The 17,165-nt window shown below is 42.7% G+C and carries 13 protein-coding genes and 1 tRNA gene; 8 read left to right on the forward strand and 6 right to left on the reverse strand.

The genetic code is table 11. From position 1 onward, the window contains the following. Complete coding sequence (locus CXF86_RS16720; RefSeq protein WP_101092420.1) at positions 1 to 1,803, reverse strand: serine/threonine protein kinase; 1,803 nt, start codon at positions 1,801 to 1,803, stop codon at positions 1 to 3. A gap of 279 nt (positions 1,804 to 2,082) precedes the next feature. On the opposite strand from CXF86_RS16720, the gene CXF86_RS16725 reads away from it, so the two are divergent. Together CXF86_RS16725 and CXF86_RS16730 are read left to right on the forward strand one after the other, a co-directional pair. Beyond that, positions 2,083 to 2,433 carry a hypothetical protein gene (locus CXF86_RS16725; RefSeq protein ID WP_101092418.1) on the forward strand — a complete coding sequence of 117 codons (351 nt, stop codon included), beginning with the start codon at positions 2,083 to 2,085 and terminating at the stop codon, positions 2,431 to 2,433. A gap of 164 nt (positions 2,434 to 2,597) precedes the next feature. Further along, the gene (locus tag CXF86_RS16730) at positions 2,598 to 3,257 is read left to right on the forward strand and encodes a thiopurine S-methyltransferase (protein WP_102039567.1); all 660 of its coding nucleotides are present in this window, start codon (positions 2,598 to 2,600) and stop codon (positions 3,255 to 3,257) included. 659 nt (positions 3,258 to 3,916) lie between these two features. Here the strand turns inward: CXF86_RS16730 and CXF86_RS16735 are convergent. Both CXF86_RS16735 and CXF86_RS16740 read right to left on the reverse strand, forming a co-directional pair. Then, positions 3,917 to 4,948 carry a porin gene (locus tag CXF86_RS16735; RefSeq protein ID WP_101092479.1) on the reverse strand — a complete coding sequence of 344 codons (1,032 nt, stop codon included), beginning with the start codon at positions 4,946 to 4,948 and terminating at the stop codon, positions 3,917 to 3,919. Positions 4,949 to 5,440: 492 nt separating this feature from the next. Continuing rightward, complete coding sequence (locus CXF86_RS16740; protein WP_101092478.1) at positions 5,441 to 6,502, reverse strand: porin; 1,062 nt, start codon at positions 6,500 to 6,502, stop codon at positions 5,441 to 5,443. Positions 6,503 to 6,903: 401 nt separating this feature from the next. On the opposite strand from CXF86_RS16740, the gene tcdA reads away from it, so the two are divergent. Then, a complete protein-coding gene (gene tcdA / locus CXF86_RS16745) occupies positions 6,904 to 7,719 on the forward strand; it encodes a tRNA cyclic N6-threonylcarbamoyladenosine(37) synthase TcdA (protein ID WP_102039606.1) in 816 nt (271 codons plus the stop codon). Positions 7,720 to 7,895: 176 nt separating this feature from the next. Then, the gene (locus CXF86_RS16750; protein ID WP_101092414.1) at positions 7,896 to 8,513 is read left to right on the forward strand and encodes a superinfection exclusion B family protein; all 618 of its coding nucleotides are present in this window, start codon (positions 7,896 to 7,898) and stop codon (positions 8,511 to 8,513) included. A gap of 123 nt (positions 8,514 to 8,636) precedes the next feature. Here the strand turns inward: CXF86_RS16750 and CXF86_RS16755 are convergent, their stop codons facing one another. Further along, positions 8,637 to 8,771 (reverse strand): DUF3149 domain-containing protein, encoded by a 135-nt coding sequence (locus CXF86_RS16755; RefSeq protein WP_101092412.1) that lies wholly within the window; start codon positions 8,769 to 8,771, stop codon positions 8,637 to 8,639. A gap of 319 nt (positions 8,772 to 9,090) precedes the next feature. On the opposite strand from CXF86_RS16755, the gene CXF86_RS16760 reads away from it, so the two are divergent. Further along, positions 9,091 to 9,175: transfer RNA gene (locus CXF86_RS16760), tRNA-Leu, on the forward strand. 630 nt (positions 9,176 to 9,805) lie between these two features. On the opposite strand, the gene CXF86_RS16765 is transcribed toward CXF86_RS16760, so the two are convergent. Continuing rightward, entirely contained in the window at positions 9,806 to 10,483 is a 678-nt protein-coding gene (locus CXF86_RS16765) for a TorF family putative porin (RefSeq protein ID WP_102039568.1), read from the reverse strand. Positions 10,484 to 11,056: 573 nt separating this feature from the next. On the opposite strand from CXF86_RS16765, the gene nrfD reads away from it, so the two are divergent. Genes nrfD through CXF86_RS16780 form a run of 3 tightly spaced genes read left to right on the forward strand, consistent with a single transcriptional unit; the run spans position 11,057 to position 15,764 of the window. Then, positions 11,057 to 11,953: an NrfD/PsrC family molybdoenzyme membrane anchor subunit gene (gene nrfD, locus CXF86_RS16770; RefSeq protein ID WP_102039569.1), complete on the forward strand. Its 897-nt coding sequence runs from the start codon at positions 11,057 to 11,059 to the stop codon at positions 11,951 to 11,953. 9 nt (positions 11,954 to 11,962) lie between these two features. Then, the gene (dsrO, locus tag CXF86_RS16775; RefSeq protein WP_102039570.1) at positions 11,963 to 12,679 is read left to right on the forward strand and encodes a sulfate reduction electron transfer complex DsrMKJOP subunit DsrO; all 717 of its coding nucleotides are present in this window, start codon (positions 11,963 to 11,965) and stop codon (positions 12,677 to 12,679) included. A gap of 4 nt (positions 12,680 to 12,683) precedes the next feature. Then, positions 12,684 to 15,764 (forward strand): molybdopterin-dependent oxidoreductase, encoded by a 3,081-nt coding sequence (locus CXF86_RS16780; RefSeq protein ID WP_102039571.1) that lies wholly within the window; start codon positions 12,684 to 12,686, stop codon positions 15,762 to 15,764. A gap of 252 nt (positions 15,765 to 16,016) precedes the next feature. Here the strand turns inward: CXF86_RS16780 and CXF86_RS16785 are convergent, their stop codons facing one another. After that, on the reverse strand, positions 16,017 to 16,979 hold the full coding sequence (locus CXF86_RS16785) for a LysR family transcriptional regulator (RefSeq protein ID WP_102039572.1): 963 nt from the start codon (positions 16,977 to 16,979) through the stop codon (positions 16,017 to 16,019). Positions 16,980 to 17,165: the final 186 nt, after the last annotated feature.

Below are 17,165 nucleotides of genomic sequence, written 5' to 3' on the forward strand. Positions count from 1 at the left end.
TTAGCCCTGTTTCGGATTTCGCGGATAAAAGAGATCCGGTTTACGTTCTACATGGTTAAATTTGCGGGTGTTTTTATAGGGAAGTTTCATAAATCCTGATACCCCTTTGCCTTGTATTTTATCGACATGACTTAAAATTCGGTCTAAACAGCCACGAAATGCCGCTTGTTTTCTCGGGTTAAGCAAGCGTAAGTAGCTGTGGATCTTCATGTGGTTAGGCAGTGCTTCGAAGATGATGCAGCCGGTATGATGGATCTGGTTGATTATCGCAAGTTCAGTCATGATCTCTTTTGGAAGTTCTAAATTTTCCTCTGGATCGCGACCATCTTCAAAGTAAGAGTGCAGTCTGGATCGATCTTCCAAAGAGGGCACATCACCGACTTCAAAAGGGAGCTGTTGTTCGCAAGCCATGATAAAGGGTTGCTGGCTGTCTTCCCGCTCAATATGCAGAGTATCTCTGGCGTTAAAGAAACAGGCTTTAAATACCCCGATACGGTGAATGCCGCAGGCCAGAGTGACCATGTTATTGACCGAGATTGTTAAGGCTTTCTTCTGACTTTCATTATATAACGCAAGATTAGAATCAATAAATACCCCGTTTTCTCGCCAATGAATAGCCAAGCCACCAACGATGTCATATTGCGCTAAACGCCCCACCGCGGCGATAAACCCTTTTTCAGTATCGCCCATACCCGCCATAAAGTTACGGTAGTATTTCTCTAACTGTAGGTCATCCATTTTGGCGATGGGGTCGTCCGCATTGTGCTCTTTTAGAAAGGCTTTACGTGAGCTATAGCTCACCGTTTCAACTTCTTTATTGCTCGCCAATACCCAAACAGGGATCTCAGCGATAAGCGGTCCTGTATTGATTTCTGGCAGGTGCATTCTATGGCTATGTGCCATGCTTTTGACGAAGTAATCACCCGCTTTCTTTCGTTGAATAGGATCTTCACTCAGCATACCATCCAGCGTTTTGGCAAGTTCAACGGGTAAGCCAATGCTGGTGGCAGGAATGACTTTACTGCCAAAGCGACTGGCTTGACCGGAGGCTAATGCATAGAGTGTTGCAGCGACGCCTTGCTCATCAAATCGTGGACTCGACAGTGCCCCATTCAATTGCTCTTCACCGATAAAATACACATCACCCATACGGGCATTAGTATGCTGATGATCGCTCGACATTAAGTCCATTACATTGCCGTTTACGGGATTGCCGTCATTGTCGCGCTGGGCGAATACCGCAGAGCCCCAATCAATTAAAGACAAATGTTGGCTTTGCAGATCATAAACTAGGTTTGACGGTTTAATATCGCCATGGATAAGCGGTCGGCCATTATGTAAATACTTGAGGATCGCCGCTAATTGGCGTGCAATGTTCATCACTATTGCCACAGGCAGAGCGCCAATACGTAAACAGAGTTGCTCTAAGTCCTCTCCTGGTGCTCTGGCCATCACCAGAATACCTTGCTTACCCACATGCTGAAATTTGATTGCTGGGGGCACATTGGGATGAATGACCTGAGACAGCATGAAGGCTTCCTCTTCAAGCCTATCCTGCACATGCTGCGGTAGCGTTAAGCGAGAGAATTTAAAAACATGAGCCTGGCCTTGTGCGTTAACCCCCGCAAATACAAAGCCATAAGCACCTTTACCCACTAACTCGAACTCTTCATAGCCGAGCTTACTGAGTTGCTGCTTACAGAGTCTTATCCACGCGCGATGCTTACGTGCATCATTTGCTGCAAGCAGATAGATCGATTGCTCTTCAGAGATATAAAAGTGCTGTAGTTCGGGCGTTTGCAATGCTCACTCCTTGTTATACTAATTCCCACTGAACGAACAAATTAGTATTAATGCTCCTTATTAAATCAACATTAGCCGCGATAGTCCAAGCTGATTGAATCAGAAGAAAAAATTTGCTGTTTAAAAGGGAGGAGTCAGTCACACCTAACTAATTATTTCGGAAGAGATATTGATGTACATCAATTCTGTAACAATAAGAGAAAGGTAATCTTGAAGTCAGTACTAATATGGAAGATATAAACTTAATTGAGTAAGTGCAATCTGCACAAGGGTGATTATATGTCAGGGTTAGATAAGTCGCGGTTGATCGAGTTACTCGAGTATCCTAGGCAGCGTATTCTTCAGTCGATGGAGTTGAATCAATGTCCACATGCGGGATTTTTCAATCATACCGACATGCAGTGCATCAATTGTCATCAAGGAATGGAATGCACATGGATGAATCACAATGATGAAACCATAGCTGTCGATCAAAAAACCGAAGAAGAGATTAAGCAGCAGTTACTCGTCGCTGTCGATTTTATTGATTCGAGCCTAAGTCCACACCATTTGTCTCGTCGTCATTGTGAATGTGAAAACTGTACCTGGCTGAAAAATGTACAAAAAGCGTTAAATATTTCTGCTAAATAATCAGCTTGGTTTTCCTTTTGCTAATCTAGAGTGTTGGCTTTAAAGTATAGGTAAGCGTGGTATACCAAACTTGAGATATCGCTAGGCGGTGGTTTCCCTTCTGTTTTACGATAAATATATCAAGCCTTAGGATATACCCTATTTAATACTTTAGGACCTTCGCTATGCAACCAAGCTTTTGGCACGACAAATGGGATGCCCAACAAATCGGCTTTCATCTCAGTGCCGTAAACCCGTTATTAATTCAGTATTGGCCCCAGTTGCACCTAGCCGCAAGCGCCCAAGTGTTTGTGCCTTTGTGTGGTAAATCTTTAGACATGTGTTTTTTAGCTGAACAAGGTCATGATGTGCTGGCTTGTGAGTTAAATGACCTGGCAGTGTCGCAGTTTTATCAAGATAATGACCTACCTTATAGCGTCGATAAAACGGCTGAACATCGGCGTTACCACACCGAACAGATCACTATTTATCAAGGTGATATTTTTACTTTGCACAGTGCTGAGATGGCAAGTACCGTAGCTTTTTATGATCGAGCAGCGCTAATCGCTTGGCCTGAAGAGATGCGAATTAACTACGCAAAGCAACTTGCTCACTTGATCCCTATTGGGAGTGTAGGGCTATTAATTACCTTAGATTACCCGCAAGTAGAGCTTAATGGTCCGCCATTTGCGGTATCGGATGATTGGGTCATGGCAAACATGAGTGATAAGTTTGAGATTGAATGCTTAGTGACAAATGATGTGCTAAGTGATAACCCACGCTTCGTTAAAAAGCAGGTGTCTTCGTTAACCGAGTCGGTTTATAAGTTAACGAGAAAAGCGTAAGAGCTGATTAAGAGCCGGATTAAAGCCGAACAAAGACGATAGGAGCCGAACAAAGTCGGTAGAAGCCGAACAAAGTCGGTAGAAGCCGAACTAAAGTCGGTAGTAGCCGAGCAAAATCGGTAGAAGCCGAACAAAGTCGGTAGAAGCCGAACAAAGTCGGTAGAAGCTGAACAAAGACGGTAGAAGCTGAACAAAGACGGTAGAAGCTGAACAAAGACGGTAGTAGCCGAACAAAGTCGGTAGAAGCCGAACAAAGTCGGTAGAAGCCGAACAAAGTCGGTAGAAGCCGAACAAAGTCGGTAGAAGCCGAACAAAGTCGGTAGAAGCCGAACAAAGTCGGTAGAAGCCGAACTAAAGTCGGTAGAAGCCGAACAAAGTCGGTAGAAGCTGAACAAAGGCGGTGAAGCCGGAAAAGATAGTCGCTGATTATCTTTTATCTTTTATCTTTTATCTTTTTTTATCGTCAGCGAAGCGTTCCGTAAGTGAGCCTGTGAACGTTCTGTCATCTGTAGCGCCGCGTTCGTCTTGGCACTTTTCGTCTTAGCGGTTTCGGCTGTTAACCGTCTTAGCTTGTTCCAGTTATTCCAGCCATTAAAAAAGCGACCTAAAAGGTCGCTTTTTTTACTTTCAATCGTTAGAGAGTCTTAAGACTCAATCGATTAGAAGTTGTAACGAACGCCAACAGTGAAGATGTTGTCATCTTCTAGGTCAACTTTAGCAGTACCCACTTTGTGGTCGCCTTCGTACATAGCATAGTGGCCATATACTAGAGTTGATTTAGAGATCTTGTAGTCAGCACCAACAGTGATAACTTGAACATTTACGTCAGTACCATCTACAGCAGTGATGTTTTTGTAGTACTTACCAAAACCGCCTTCATCTTTACCGTATTCAGCTTTTAGGTTAACGCCGTTTAGGTTGTAAGCAACGTTCACGAAGTAAGAGTTACCTTCCTGGTCAGTTGTTTGGCTTTCAGTGTTCTGGAACAGACCACCGATTTTGAAGTCGCCTAATTTAACTTGAGCAACACCACGGTAAGCATCGATGCCACCAATAGTGTTATAAGCTGCAGCTACATAGTAGTTCTGAGCTTTAAGTTTCTTGTCACCAATAGTCGCGCTTAGTGCGTACTGGTCATCATAAGAAGATACAGCATCTTTATCTTCAGAATCAATGTAGTTATCTTCCATTAAGTACGTTGCGTTTAGCGTCACTAAATCTGCAATCTTTGGAGAGTAGTACCAGATACCGTCAGCAGCACGAGTTTGACCACCAACTAAACGGTCAATATCGGCATTTGAGTTACCAAATAAATCAACGCCACCTTCAGCTTGCTTGAATACTGTGTCGTTACGACCAACAAGTACTGTACCAGCAGAAGACTTAAGCCCTAAGAAAGTGTTACGAGCTTTGAAAGTATCACCAGAGTTAGTAGTGTTCTCTACTTGGAACTCCATTTGGTAAATAACGTCGATGTTGCTAGTTAAGCTTTCGCTACCCTTAACACCTACATGAGAGAAGTTATTTTCAATAACGGTGCCTGATTTACTATTTTGGGTAGTTGCACCGGCATCTGAATTGGTTACAGATAGATCTAAACGGCCGTAAAAGCTAGGACTTTCGGCTAGCGCGCCGAAAGAAGCTAGGGTTAAAACTGATGCCACTGATGCAGAGATAAGTGTCTTTTTCATTTCATTTGCTCCCAGAACCTTAGTTCTTATACGTTTCTTATGGTTTTTTACATAAACTTTTGTTTTTGTTACAAGCATCCGAGCTCATAACAATTGTGGGAGCAAATATTACAGTTTTATGGCTATGAGATTGTGGGCTAGATCAAGTTTTTAGTTTTCCACGATAGAATTGCTGCTTTTTTGTGGTGATTAAATTGTTTTGGTTGCCTAAGTGGTCATTTAGATAAAAAACACCTTAACAATGTATCTCTAAAGAGGTATGGCAGTGACCTTCGATTAAAATTATTAATGCTTAATTTACAAGTTTGAAAGCGTTAGTAGCAGATATTGCTGGTCATGTTGAAGCTTTAAAAATTAGTGTGAGCGGCTTGTAGCACCAAAGTTGACTGAGATGTCTGAAATGTTTCTTTTACGTTGCATTTAATTGTGTTTTGATAATTAGCGGCAATAAAAAAGGCAGCTTTTGCTGCCTTTATTAATTAGATATTGCTGCTAAAAATCTAAACGCACACCAACAGTGACGATGTCGTCACTTAAGTCTTGCTTGACGCTACTTAGCATCATGTCACCATCATATTTAGTATAGTGGCCGTAAACGAGCATGTTCTTGCTTAGACGGTAGTCTGCGCCAACACTGAATTGTTGTATATCGACATTGCTAACCGTTTCCAGTGAACCGTCATTGCCACCAACATAGCGGCTAACATATTTACCTAGACCTGAGTCATCGGCACCGTACATGGCCTTAAGCTTTAAGTTACCCATTACATAGGCGGCGTTTACAAAGTAAGTATCGCCTTCTAAATTGTCATACTTACTGTCAACGTGTTCACTGTTTTGGTAAAAGCCACCAAGAATGACATTACCAAGTTTAACTTGAGCAACACCACGGTAAGCGGTTACATTTTCAATGCTGTCATTATAGGCAGCTGATACGTAGTAGTTTTGTGCTTTAAGGGCTTTATCACCAATGGTAGCGCTAAGGGCATACATATTATCAGTGTATTTTTCTTCGCCATCAGTATCTAGTTGGTCGTAGTTGTCATCCATCAAGTAGGTGGCATTCAAGGTCACTAGATCGGCGATTTTTGGTGAGTAGTAAGTGAAGCCATCTGCACTTCGTGTTTGGCCTGCAGCTAACAGATCGATGTCTGAGTTAGTATTACCGAAGAGGTCAAATCCACCTTCCGCAGCTTTGAACACGGTATCGTTACGACCGACAAGTATGGTACCCGCAGCGGCAGACTTAAGGCCTATAAATGTATTACGCGCAGCGAAGGTATCGCCAGAATTATCAAAGTTACTGACACCAAATTCCATTTGATAAACAACTTCTAATCCATCATTAATTTTTTCAGTGCCTTTAACACCTAACCAAGAGAAGTTGTTTTCGATGATGGTGCCAGATTTTTGGTTTTGAGTTGCAATACCCATATCAGAGTTGGTGATTGCAAGATCAGCACGGCCATAAAAATTAGGGCCATCAGCTAATGCTGTAAAAGAGGTGGCGGCTAGTGCTGAGATAATCGTGGCGGACAGAACCGTTTTATTCATTTTTATTTTCATCTTCATCTTCATCTTCCTGTAGCGTGTTGCAATACTAAGTTTGGGCTTGCAATCTCGGCTATTTGACTAGCTGAATAACCAAGCTGAAGCTGTATTTTCGGCCAAAATATACATTGAAAGAAAAGTTCAATGCGTGATCTTGATCATGTTCTGCTGATGATGCGTGATATTGGTCATGGTTGTTTACTTATATTAAACAGGCATTTAATTCAAATGAGATGAGTAGTTACAATGATATTCCTAGTTTACCTTTTTTGGCCAAAGCTGTTCACATAGCTCTCATTGTTGATGGTAAAACTTTAGAGTTTTACGCAGATTTGAGATAAAATCGACCATCGCGTTCTATCTATTACATCCCCCAATCGAGTATTACCTTGAAAAATCAAATGTTGTCAGACGCCTACTTAAATCGTTTTGCTGGAATTGGCCGTTTATATGGTCAAGAAGCACTGCATTACTTTGCGCAATCTCACGTGGTTGTTGTAGGCATTGGTGGTGTCGGCACTTGGGTCGCTGAATCACTGGCAAGAAGTGGTGTAGGCCAAATCAGCTTGATCGATCTTGATGATATTTGTGTTACTAACACTAATCGTCAATTACACGCGTTAAAAGAGACCATTGGTGAATCTAAAGTTGAAGTGATGGCGCAGCGCCTAAAGCAAATAAATCCAGAGTGTATCGTCAATGAAATTGAAGACTTTATTACCGTCGACAATTTATCAGCCTATTTTCAAGGTAAGAAGGCTGGTGGCGATTTGGACTACGTTATTGACTGTATTGACGCGGTAAAACCCAAGACAGCACTAATAGCCTGGTGTAAACGCCAAAAGTTACCGATTGTAACTGTGGGTGGTGCGGGTGGACAGTCAGATCCGACCCAAGTGCAGGTGACAGATCTTGCGAAAACCTATCAAGACCCTCTGCTGGCTAAGGTGCGTAATTTACTGAGGCGTGAGTATAATTTTTCAAAAAATGTTGCTCGTCGATTTGGTATTGAAGCGGTATTTTCTACTGAGCAGCTCGTTTACCCACAAGCAGATGGCTCGGTTTGCAATACGAAGGCTGCGGCAGATGGCAGTATGCGTATGGATTGTGCTTCTGGTTTTGGCGCGGTTACCGTGGTGACGGGCACCTTTGGTTTTGTGGCTGTCAGTCGAGTACTGACTAAGCTCGCAGCTAAAGCAAAGCTCACTGAATCATCATAGTCATTATAGGTATCTAGCTGATGATACTTATTCTCTTCCTCACTGTCAGATACTGTCTTTCTGGCGGTGAACCGTTTTTGCACTAAATAATTTGATCCTTATAGTTTTGACGCGATCTTTGGCATATTTTTTGCTTTTATCTAGCTAATAACAGATTTCTGACACTGGATTTAGCTATGCAAAAAATGAGTTTCGCTGCACTTTCTTTTAAAGAAATATCAATTAAAAAATTGATATTTAAAGCAATGCTGTGGCTTTCATTAGCATGTGCGGCACTGTTATTTAGCCCTGTCACATTATTAGCATCAATTAAGCTTGATGAATTTGCAGAACGTTATGCACATTTTATTGGCTTAGGCTTGATTATAGGTGCAGCCTATTTATTGACGCAGATCCTCAATTATTTTCTCGACGAAGCGATTAGCTATTTAAGTGACAAACGATCAGTTGAAGTGATTGAAGAGAAGGTTAAACTGCTCGACCCTATCGAACGTGCTTTACTGAGAGAATTCTTTCTACAAGGTGAAACGATTTTAACCTTGCCTGAAGCTGAGCAAGCCGTTAAAAGTTTATCAACAACGGGTATCTTGGAGCGTCTTGGAAACCAGAAGCACTACGCTATTCAAGGTTCAACTGCAGACTTTAAAATATCGATGCGTGCGCGAGAGCACTTAAATCGTCAAGTATTACGTTTCCCTATCGGTGAGCCAAGCCCTGAACAGATGAAAAACCTGATTAAAGCCCGTCCGCAGTTTATCAATAGCTTTGTCACACCACGTAAGCACGCCGCATAACAATTGTGGTTACGGAAATATAAATAGACAGCCAGTTATTGCTGAAAGGCATTGTGCTCTGATGTAAAAACAGCACAAAAAAATGGGGGCAAATAGCCCCCTGCATTAATAGAACGTTGGAGATTAGTTCTCAGGATCCGCAGACTTGGTATAGAACATCCACATTAGATAGGAAACGATGCCTATCGTACTAAAAATAACGATCATTGATAGCAAGCCGATAGCGTTGCCAAACATCAAATCTAACCAGAATGCCATGTGCGAAATCCTCTTTCTTATAAATTCATAGCCAAAGTACTCCTGTCCTAACCAGCAGTAATTGATCTCAGTCAAGTTAGCGCTCTGTTATTAGAAATTTGATGCGTTATTGTTAATAAGGATGGTATTGATCACGTTTCACTAATTATCTTGTTAGCTAAAGTAAGTTTTTAACGCCGATTAGATGCAATCTACGGCACTTGAGTCTGAATTTTGTTCAGTTGATGAAAAAGTCAAATCAAAGTGCTTGCCATTCCTATATCCACAGGTATAATCCGCATCACTCCTTGAGGTTCACCTCTTTGAGTACAGTAACAAAGCCTGAGTGGTGGAATTGGTAGACACGTCGGATTCAAAATCCGATTTCGAAAGAAGTGACGGTTCAAGTCCGTCTTCAGGTACCATTTCTCTTAAAGAGAAATAATCAAGCCGACATTAAGTCGGTTTTTTTGTGTCTAAAATTTGTGGTTTTACTGTAATTCCCCTTTGTTCGTCATTCCTCAACGCTAGTTTTTTTCCATCTAACCGATGTAGCGCAGTCAATCGCCCGTGCACCATGTCGATAAGCTAAAGCGCCGGTGCTGATGATTCATAGAGAGGATGATCATCGGGCTAATTTCAAACATGCATTGGCACTGTGGGACGCTTTAGATGAGGCTTAACACTCTGACGAGTGGCTGGTTAAAGTAAGAGGGTGTGGTTTCTACAAGGAAGAGAGCATTATTGAGGTTAATATATAAGATATTAGCCTTTCTAGATAAGTACATCGGCCACTAGTCTCTGATATAAAAAAGGCATTCGTGATGAATGCCTTTTTTATGCAACAGCTGATTATTAACTCTTTAGGATCTCTAAAGGTAGCGCAAGCATATCGTCAAATTTGTTCAGGTTTGCTTATGGCTTAAAGTTTTATTTATTTCACCAGATCTACTGCAGGTAATGAAGCTTTAATTTAAGTACTAACTTACCCTAGGTTAGATATTTTCTTGCCAATTACAGCTTCGGTTTTCGACGGTATGATTTAATGTGGAAAGTTAGAAATTATATGCTAATCCAATCATATAGTGGTCATCGTTAAATTCGTGGTAGCTGGCTTCTAGCATCAGGTTTAGCTGTGACAGTAACGGATAGCTGTAACGCAGTGCGACATCGTAGGCCGTATCAGCCACTTTGCCATGGTCATCAAACTCATAGGCTTCGGCATCGGTAAACAGGCCCGCATGTGCTACTAAGCTGCTGTCGTTAAATAGTGGGAACGAGTAATTTAATTCGGTATACCAGGCTTCTACATCCTGATCGTAATTAACCGCTAGATTTATAGCCTGATAATCTACCGATAGTGCATATTCGACGCTATATCCACCCGCCCCATAAGTGTACTTCATGGCGTTGAAACCGAAACCTAAATCGTCGTTAACCATTTGATAATAACCGCCGTAGTAGTCGATCTCATAGTCGTTGTTTACATCATTTTCATCCTCATAACGATAGGTCTCAAAGGAGGTTCCTAAATAAAACCCGCTATCATGTTCGACCATAAGATCGGCTTGGAGTGATGGCTTATCATCACTAATTGTCTGTCCACGCCAGAGGTAGTTGCTTAACCCCATCATCACTCCTGATGTCGTGAATTGGCTCTCTTCGGCCGCAACCGTCTGACTGGCACTCATAGCCATTGCCATAATGCACGATGATAATAGTAATTTTTTCATCATTAACCCTTATATTAAATAGTTTGTCTATTCGATAGTTAGTATATTTATTTTTGTGTAATTGTTTTCGCTATTTACTTTACAATCTTTTAGTTTGTTTTAATAAGTTGGTTTGTAAAAATATCGAAATGCTTGCAGTTTTATATTTGTTTGTGATCTCAGTTTTTATTTTTACTTTTTGGTAAATGTATTTCCTGCTTTGCTGGATATGGTTGTAAATATAATTTGTTGTTTTGATTAAAAGTAATTAATTCTGTACCGCGCTTTTATTGCGTTGATTTTGCTAGCTTTTATTTTTTACTGTGATTTTATTGCATTTCGAAAAATGTGTTTCTCGAAATATATTAAACATGGGTGGAGTCAAATATAATAAATTGAATTCATATTTGATAACTTTGTGTGACTTAGTGCTATTTTAGTTTTTATTGATGTTATGTATTATTTTGTCAACGGTCAGGTTTTAATTTGATAATTTTAAACTGGTCTTGATTAATTGTACTTTCCTTTGGTTGCCGGTTGGGTATGGATAAGAAATCGTCAATAAAGGTATAAATATTATAATAAGGGATATATATGCACGAAGTTCATTGGGGGTTGTTAGTCGCTGCCTATCTGTTTTTAGCCGGAGCAGGAGCCGGAGCACTTTTTATTAGTGGTTGTCTCGTGCTATCTAATAAAATTCAAGTGCCTCATCACTTAGATACGGCAAAAATAAGTGCCATTGTGGGTACGCTGTTATTAATTATTGGTACGGGAATGATCGTATTCGATCTCACCTCATTCCAATACGGGATTGCTCATGGTGATATGAGTAAATTCTTCCGTTTCTATCGCCTGTTTATGACGTTTGAGCCAAGCTCTATGATGAGCATCGGTACCTGGTTGCTTACTTTAACAATTATCTTTGCATTGCTCTTTTGCCTCTCATTTAGAGCGAAAGCTAATCAGCCTGGCTATAGCCGATTATTTGCAACGATTAATGTGATCTTGGCTATCTGCGTTGCTTCATATACCGCATTACTTATTGGTGATATCAGCCATAACTTGGTTTGGTCAAACAGTATTCTGGTGGTGATATTTTTATTGTCGGCCCTCTCTTGTGGCGCCGCAGTGGTGCTGATGGTCAAAACCCGTCTCAAGATAACCGATGTCAATCATTCCTTCGCTAAATCAGATTCTGCACTGTTGGCGCTCGAGCTACTTACCGTGTTTGTGTTCGCCTACTCGATTCGCAATATCAGTATCTTCAATGGGGTAGACAACCTGCTCGCTATTTCAAGTGATGCCGGTGCCATTTGGTGGATAGGCGCGGTTTTAATCGGATTAATTATGCCGTTATTGCTGAACGTAACGTCAATCATTGGCAAGACTGCGGCGTCTCATAGCAAAGAATATCTGTTAGCTGTGTTGATATTAATGGGTGCATTTTGTTTGCGCTATTCGGTTTTACTCGCGGGTCAGTATTATTAGGAGTCTACGATGCTAGATAGAAGAAGAGCCCTCAAATTATTGGCTGGCGGTGCAATTGCTACAACTGGGGTCATGTTTATGCCTGCGGGCAGCGCAATAGCAGCCATTCGTCAACAAGGCAAAAAGCGTCTGGCCATGGTGATCGACCTTAGCCGATGCAATGGATGTAAAGCGTGTGTTGTCTCTTGTGGCATTGAAAATGGCACCCAACCCGATGAACATCGCACCCAGGTGATCCAAACCAGTGCTGAAATTGGCGACAAACAATACGCATTCAATTTACCAATAATGTGTAATAACTGTGAGGATCCATCATGCGTGTCAGTTTGTCCTACGGGCGCGACATTCAAGCGTGAGGAAGACGGCATAGTCGTAGTGGATTCTACGCTTTGCATAGGGTGTAACTACTGCATCCAGGCGTGCCCATACAGCGGAGTGCGTTTCACTAACTCGACAACGGGTACCGTAGATAAGTGTAACTTCTGCATTCAACGTACCTCCAGAGGCTTGCTGCCCGCCTGCGTAGAAACCTGTACCGGTGCTGCACGTGTCTTCGGTGATATTAACGATGTTAATAGTGAAGTATCCAAACTGCTTAGTCAGAGTAACCCTATGGTGTTACAGGCGAGCAAACAGACTTCACCGAATGTTTTTTATATTGGCTTGACGCAAGAAGAAAGCAACAACGCGTTCAGTATACATTCTCCTCAATTGTGGCAGAGGTAGCACCATGGATCGTAGAAAATTTTTAAAGGCGGGATCGGTCGCCGCAGTAATGACAGCAGGTACAGTAAGTACCAACGTTATGAGTTCCGCTCGCAGTAAAACGAGTGATGCAGATATTAATAAATATGCACCCACTTCATTGACGCCTGAGTATAGCTTCGATGCTGACAACAAATTGATTGCAAATCCGGAACAGCGTTTCGCGTTTTCCAAGTGTTATGGTTGTTTCAATGTTTGTGGTGCGCGAGTGAGTATCGATAATAAGACCGACAAGGTGTTACGGGCTGTGGGTAACCCCTACACCTTGACCAATAAGGCTGGTCAACCAATGACAATGGAAACATCGCCTAAAGATGCCATGTTCCAATTATCAGCGGCGAGTGGTTTAAGCCAAAGCAATCGGGCCACCCTTTGTGGTCGTGGTAACGCCGTTCCCGATGCGTTCGATGATAAACACCGAATTACCGCTTGTATGAAACGCGTCGGTAACCGTGGTGATAACAAGTGGCAAAGCATCTCATATGAACAAATGCTAAAAGAGGTCGTTAATGGTGGCGATCTCTTCGGTGAGGGACATGTTGAGGGCTTGAAGACGATTCACGCTAATCCCGCATTAGCTAATCCGGCTTATCCTGATTTTGGCCCGGTAAAAAACCAGTTGCTGGTTTCAACGTCATCTGAACAAGGTGCGCGTGCCGATTTCATGCATCGTTTTGTCGCTGAAGCATGGGGAACGCCCAATATTGGCACCAAGGACTCTTATTGTGGCCACCAGCAGGTTGCCGGCTGTGCCTTGGGTTGTTTCGACGCTGTCGATGAGATGGCGCTGCCTCAAGTCGATTATGAAGAGTCAAAGTTTGCTATTTTCATCGGCACTAACCCTGGAACCAGTGGTAATGGCTTGAATGTAGGCTCTAGTCGTTTAGCCAAGGCTCGTACCGATCGTGATGACTTTAAGTATGTGGTCATCGATCCTATTCTGCGCTCATTAACCTCAGAAACTGACACCACAAATGGTGAGTGGCTACCGATCAAATCAGGTGGTGACACCGCGTTAATGTTCGCTATGCTGCAGTACATCATTAATCATGATCGGTACCGCAAGCATTATCTGGAAGCACCGAGCCAGGCAAGTGCCGATGCCGTCGGTGAGATGAACTACACCAACGCCACTTACCTGGTAGTAAAAGATAAAAAACACCCTCTTTATAACCAGTTCCTGACTGCCGAAGCCTGTGGTTTAGGCGACGTGGAAACGAAGATGGTGATAGATAAGCAAACCGGTAAACTGGTTATGGGTGACAGCGAGCTGGCGGCAACATTATTCTATAAAGACAGCGTAATCCTTGGCGATGGTTCACAAGTACAGGTTGAAACGGCGTTCTCGCTGCTCAAGCAACGCGTCAACAGCCATTCCATGCAAGCGCTTTCAAAGCGTTGTGAAATACCAGTAGCGAAGATAGAAGAGTTGGCCAAGGAGTTTACCTCCCATGGTCGCAGTGTCTCTATTGAAACCAATACCGGCTGTAACGCTACCGATGGCGGTCAGTTTGCCTTCGCAATGATTATGTTGGCGACTATGGTTGGCGCACACAATGCCAAGGGCGGCATGATGCATATGGGCGGAGTAGGTTATTCCACCATGTATGATATCTATGACGGCCCCCTGTATAACTTAATGGATTTCGAACACACAGAGGTGACCGGATTCAATGCCGAGCGTTCTGGTGATTATGAACAGAGCCATGAGTATCAGCAGAAAGTGGCGCAGGGGCTTAATCCATACCCAGCAAATGAGGCATGGAACAATACTTTTGTGCAAGATAATAGTGGTGAGCTGCTAGTCGCCCATGCTAATAAAAACCCGTTTAACTTCAAGGCGTGGATCACCTGGTCAACCAACCCTATTTACGGCTGCTCAGGCTTACAAGATCAGGTTGAAGACTCAATTAAAGATCCTAAGCAACTGGGCTTGATTATCGCGCTCGACCCATATATCAACGAAACCAATACTTTCGCCGATTATATTGTTCCGGATACGCTTCAATATGAGGCATGGGCAAGTTCACGCATGTGGGGCAGCGAATATATTGGAGATGTGGCTTGTGTTCCGGTTGTCGAAGCGCGCACCGCTAAAACCGCCAAGGGTGAGCACGTCAATATGGAGCAGTTCATCATTGACGTCAGTAAAGCGATCGGTTTGAAAGGTTACGGCGACAAGGCATTTACAGATGTTCAGGGTAAGTCTTACTCGCTCAATACTCCGGCTGATTTCTATGTACCTCTGTTTGCTAATATCGCGCATACAGGCTCCGTATTACCTACGCCGACGGATGAGGACATTAAGTTCACCAGTGTCGATCGTGCATTACCTATGTTCGAAGCGCGCTTGAAGCCGCAAGAGGTTGGGCCAACGGCATTCATGTTGACTCGTGGTGGACGCTATGAGCGTGTCGATGAACGTTATGAAGGTGAGTTTTTCAATGCGGCGATGCGGATGGATACTCAGTTTCAGATCTATAACGAATCATTAGCCAGAGTAAAGGACTCCTATACGGGAGAGTTCAATGATGGTCAGCCTGTTTACGATGTTGATCGTTTCTGGGATGGTTCAGCGGTTCGAGATCACTGGAATGAGCAAGACTATCCGTTTAACTTCTCAACCTTTAAGTTGCACCTGCGTAGCCCCTATTCAGTGTCCCTGCCTCGCATCACAGCATTAGGAGATACAAACTATATTCAGTTACATCAGGATGATGCAGCTAAATACAGCCTGAAATCTGGCGATAAGGCTCAGGTTCTTTCACCTAAGGGCAAATACTTAGAAGGGATCGTTCAGGCGGATAAAACGGTTGCGCGGAGCACTATAGTCGTGGGTATGGGTTATGGCCATACCGCATTCGGTGCCAGTGCCGTTGAGGTCGATGGCATGGTACGTCCAGGGATCAAAGAGCGCGGTACCGGTATTTGCCCCAATGCGTTTAACGTCGTCGACCCAACCCGTAAAGGCGCGAGTCTTTATCGCGATAGAACCTTTGGTTCGACGGCGAGGCATGGTGTTCCCGTAGGGCTCAAGAAAGTATAAAAGCGACTAGGCCCCTCGTTATTGATAATGGTAATGAGGTTGGCCTGAGCTGTGTTTATTTATCCTGAACTCGGGATAATGAGTGAATATTCATCTTTTTCTACATTGAGGAGTGAGTTGTTGTGCGCTTAGCTGGCGGATACGTTGTTCCCCCCCATTCTGTCGGCTCTACAACACCTTTTACCCTATAACCTCTATTTATCTGATTAAAGGATAAGTAGAGGATTTTTTATAAAGCCAGCATTCGCCGGTTTAAGACTTCAGTGCCAGGTACCATTCATCTCTTATGTTGTTAAACAGTTGCTGCTTGAGCCAGTGGTGAGTCGCTGATTGATTAATTTCAGAGTAAATCAGATAATTTCCTACTCTGCGCCCTACGTTGATTATACCAAGTAGTTGTCCGGTAAGTTCATGGGGTAGGGTGCAAGTTTGTATATTTGGAATTAAGTCATAGTATTCACGAGTAAAGACATTACAGCTCATCGAAATTGAATTGGTATCGATAATATGGCGACTCAATGCGGCGATATTATCAGTAGCACCAATTATTTGAAGACTCTTTCCCTGCTTTCTCGCTATCTGCTCCAGTATTGGGGAGCAGAGGTCATTAAAATTATCCAATGCAAAATAACCATACTGACATAGATTATCGACAGTCAGTTCATCATCAAAAACCGGATGACCGGCCTTGGCGATTAAAAACAACTCCTCAGTGGGGGAGAGCATTTCACTGATGATTTTATGCTCTTTAAAATTTTCGTATACCACGGCAAAATCGATTTCACCGTGTTCGATGGCTCGGCTGCAGTCGCTGGATAAGGTTCTAATCTCGAATGTTAAATTTGGAGCTTTTGGTAACACGAATTCATTGATGACTTTATTTATCACGTAGGTAAATTCGTTATAGGCATAGATCTTAAAATGCCCCTTAGCGGTTAGGGGATTGAATTGAGTATGGTTGTGCTGGAGAACCTGATAACCATGTAGAAGTTGCTTAACACAGGGTAAAACCTGTATCGCTTTATCAGTTAATACAAATCCCTGAGCTCGACGAATAAACAGTACGTCTTTAAAGATGTCTCTTAATATACCGAGATGCCGACTTACCGACGAAATACTCATGCCTAATTCGTTGGCGACTAAGCCAGCGTTCAAATGACGGCTCACGGATTCGAATACAATTAAAGAGTGATAATCTAGCCGTTCAATATTCATGTTTGCTACAAAGTAATTCCTTTGTTATTTATTACCATATGATGTGGGTGGCAGCAAACATGGAGTGTCAGATTTGAGTCGTGGCTTGGTTTTTAGACATTTTCTCAACTATATGATGTTTTCAGATATAGAATGATGAACTCGATAACTCATATATGTATACACGCCCATCATAATGGATGTTTA

The sequence above is a fragment of the Shewanella sp. GutCb genome (assembly GCF_002836135.1).
Classification (GTDB): Bacteria; Pseudomonadota; Gammaproteobacteria; order Enterobacterales; family Shewanellaceae; genus Shewanella.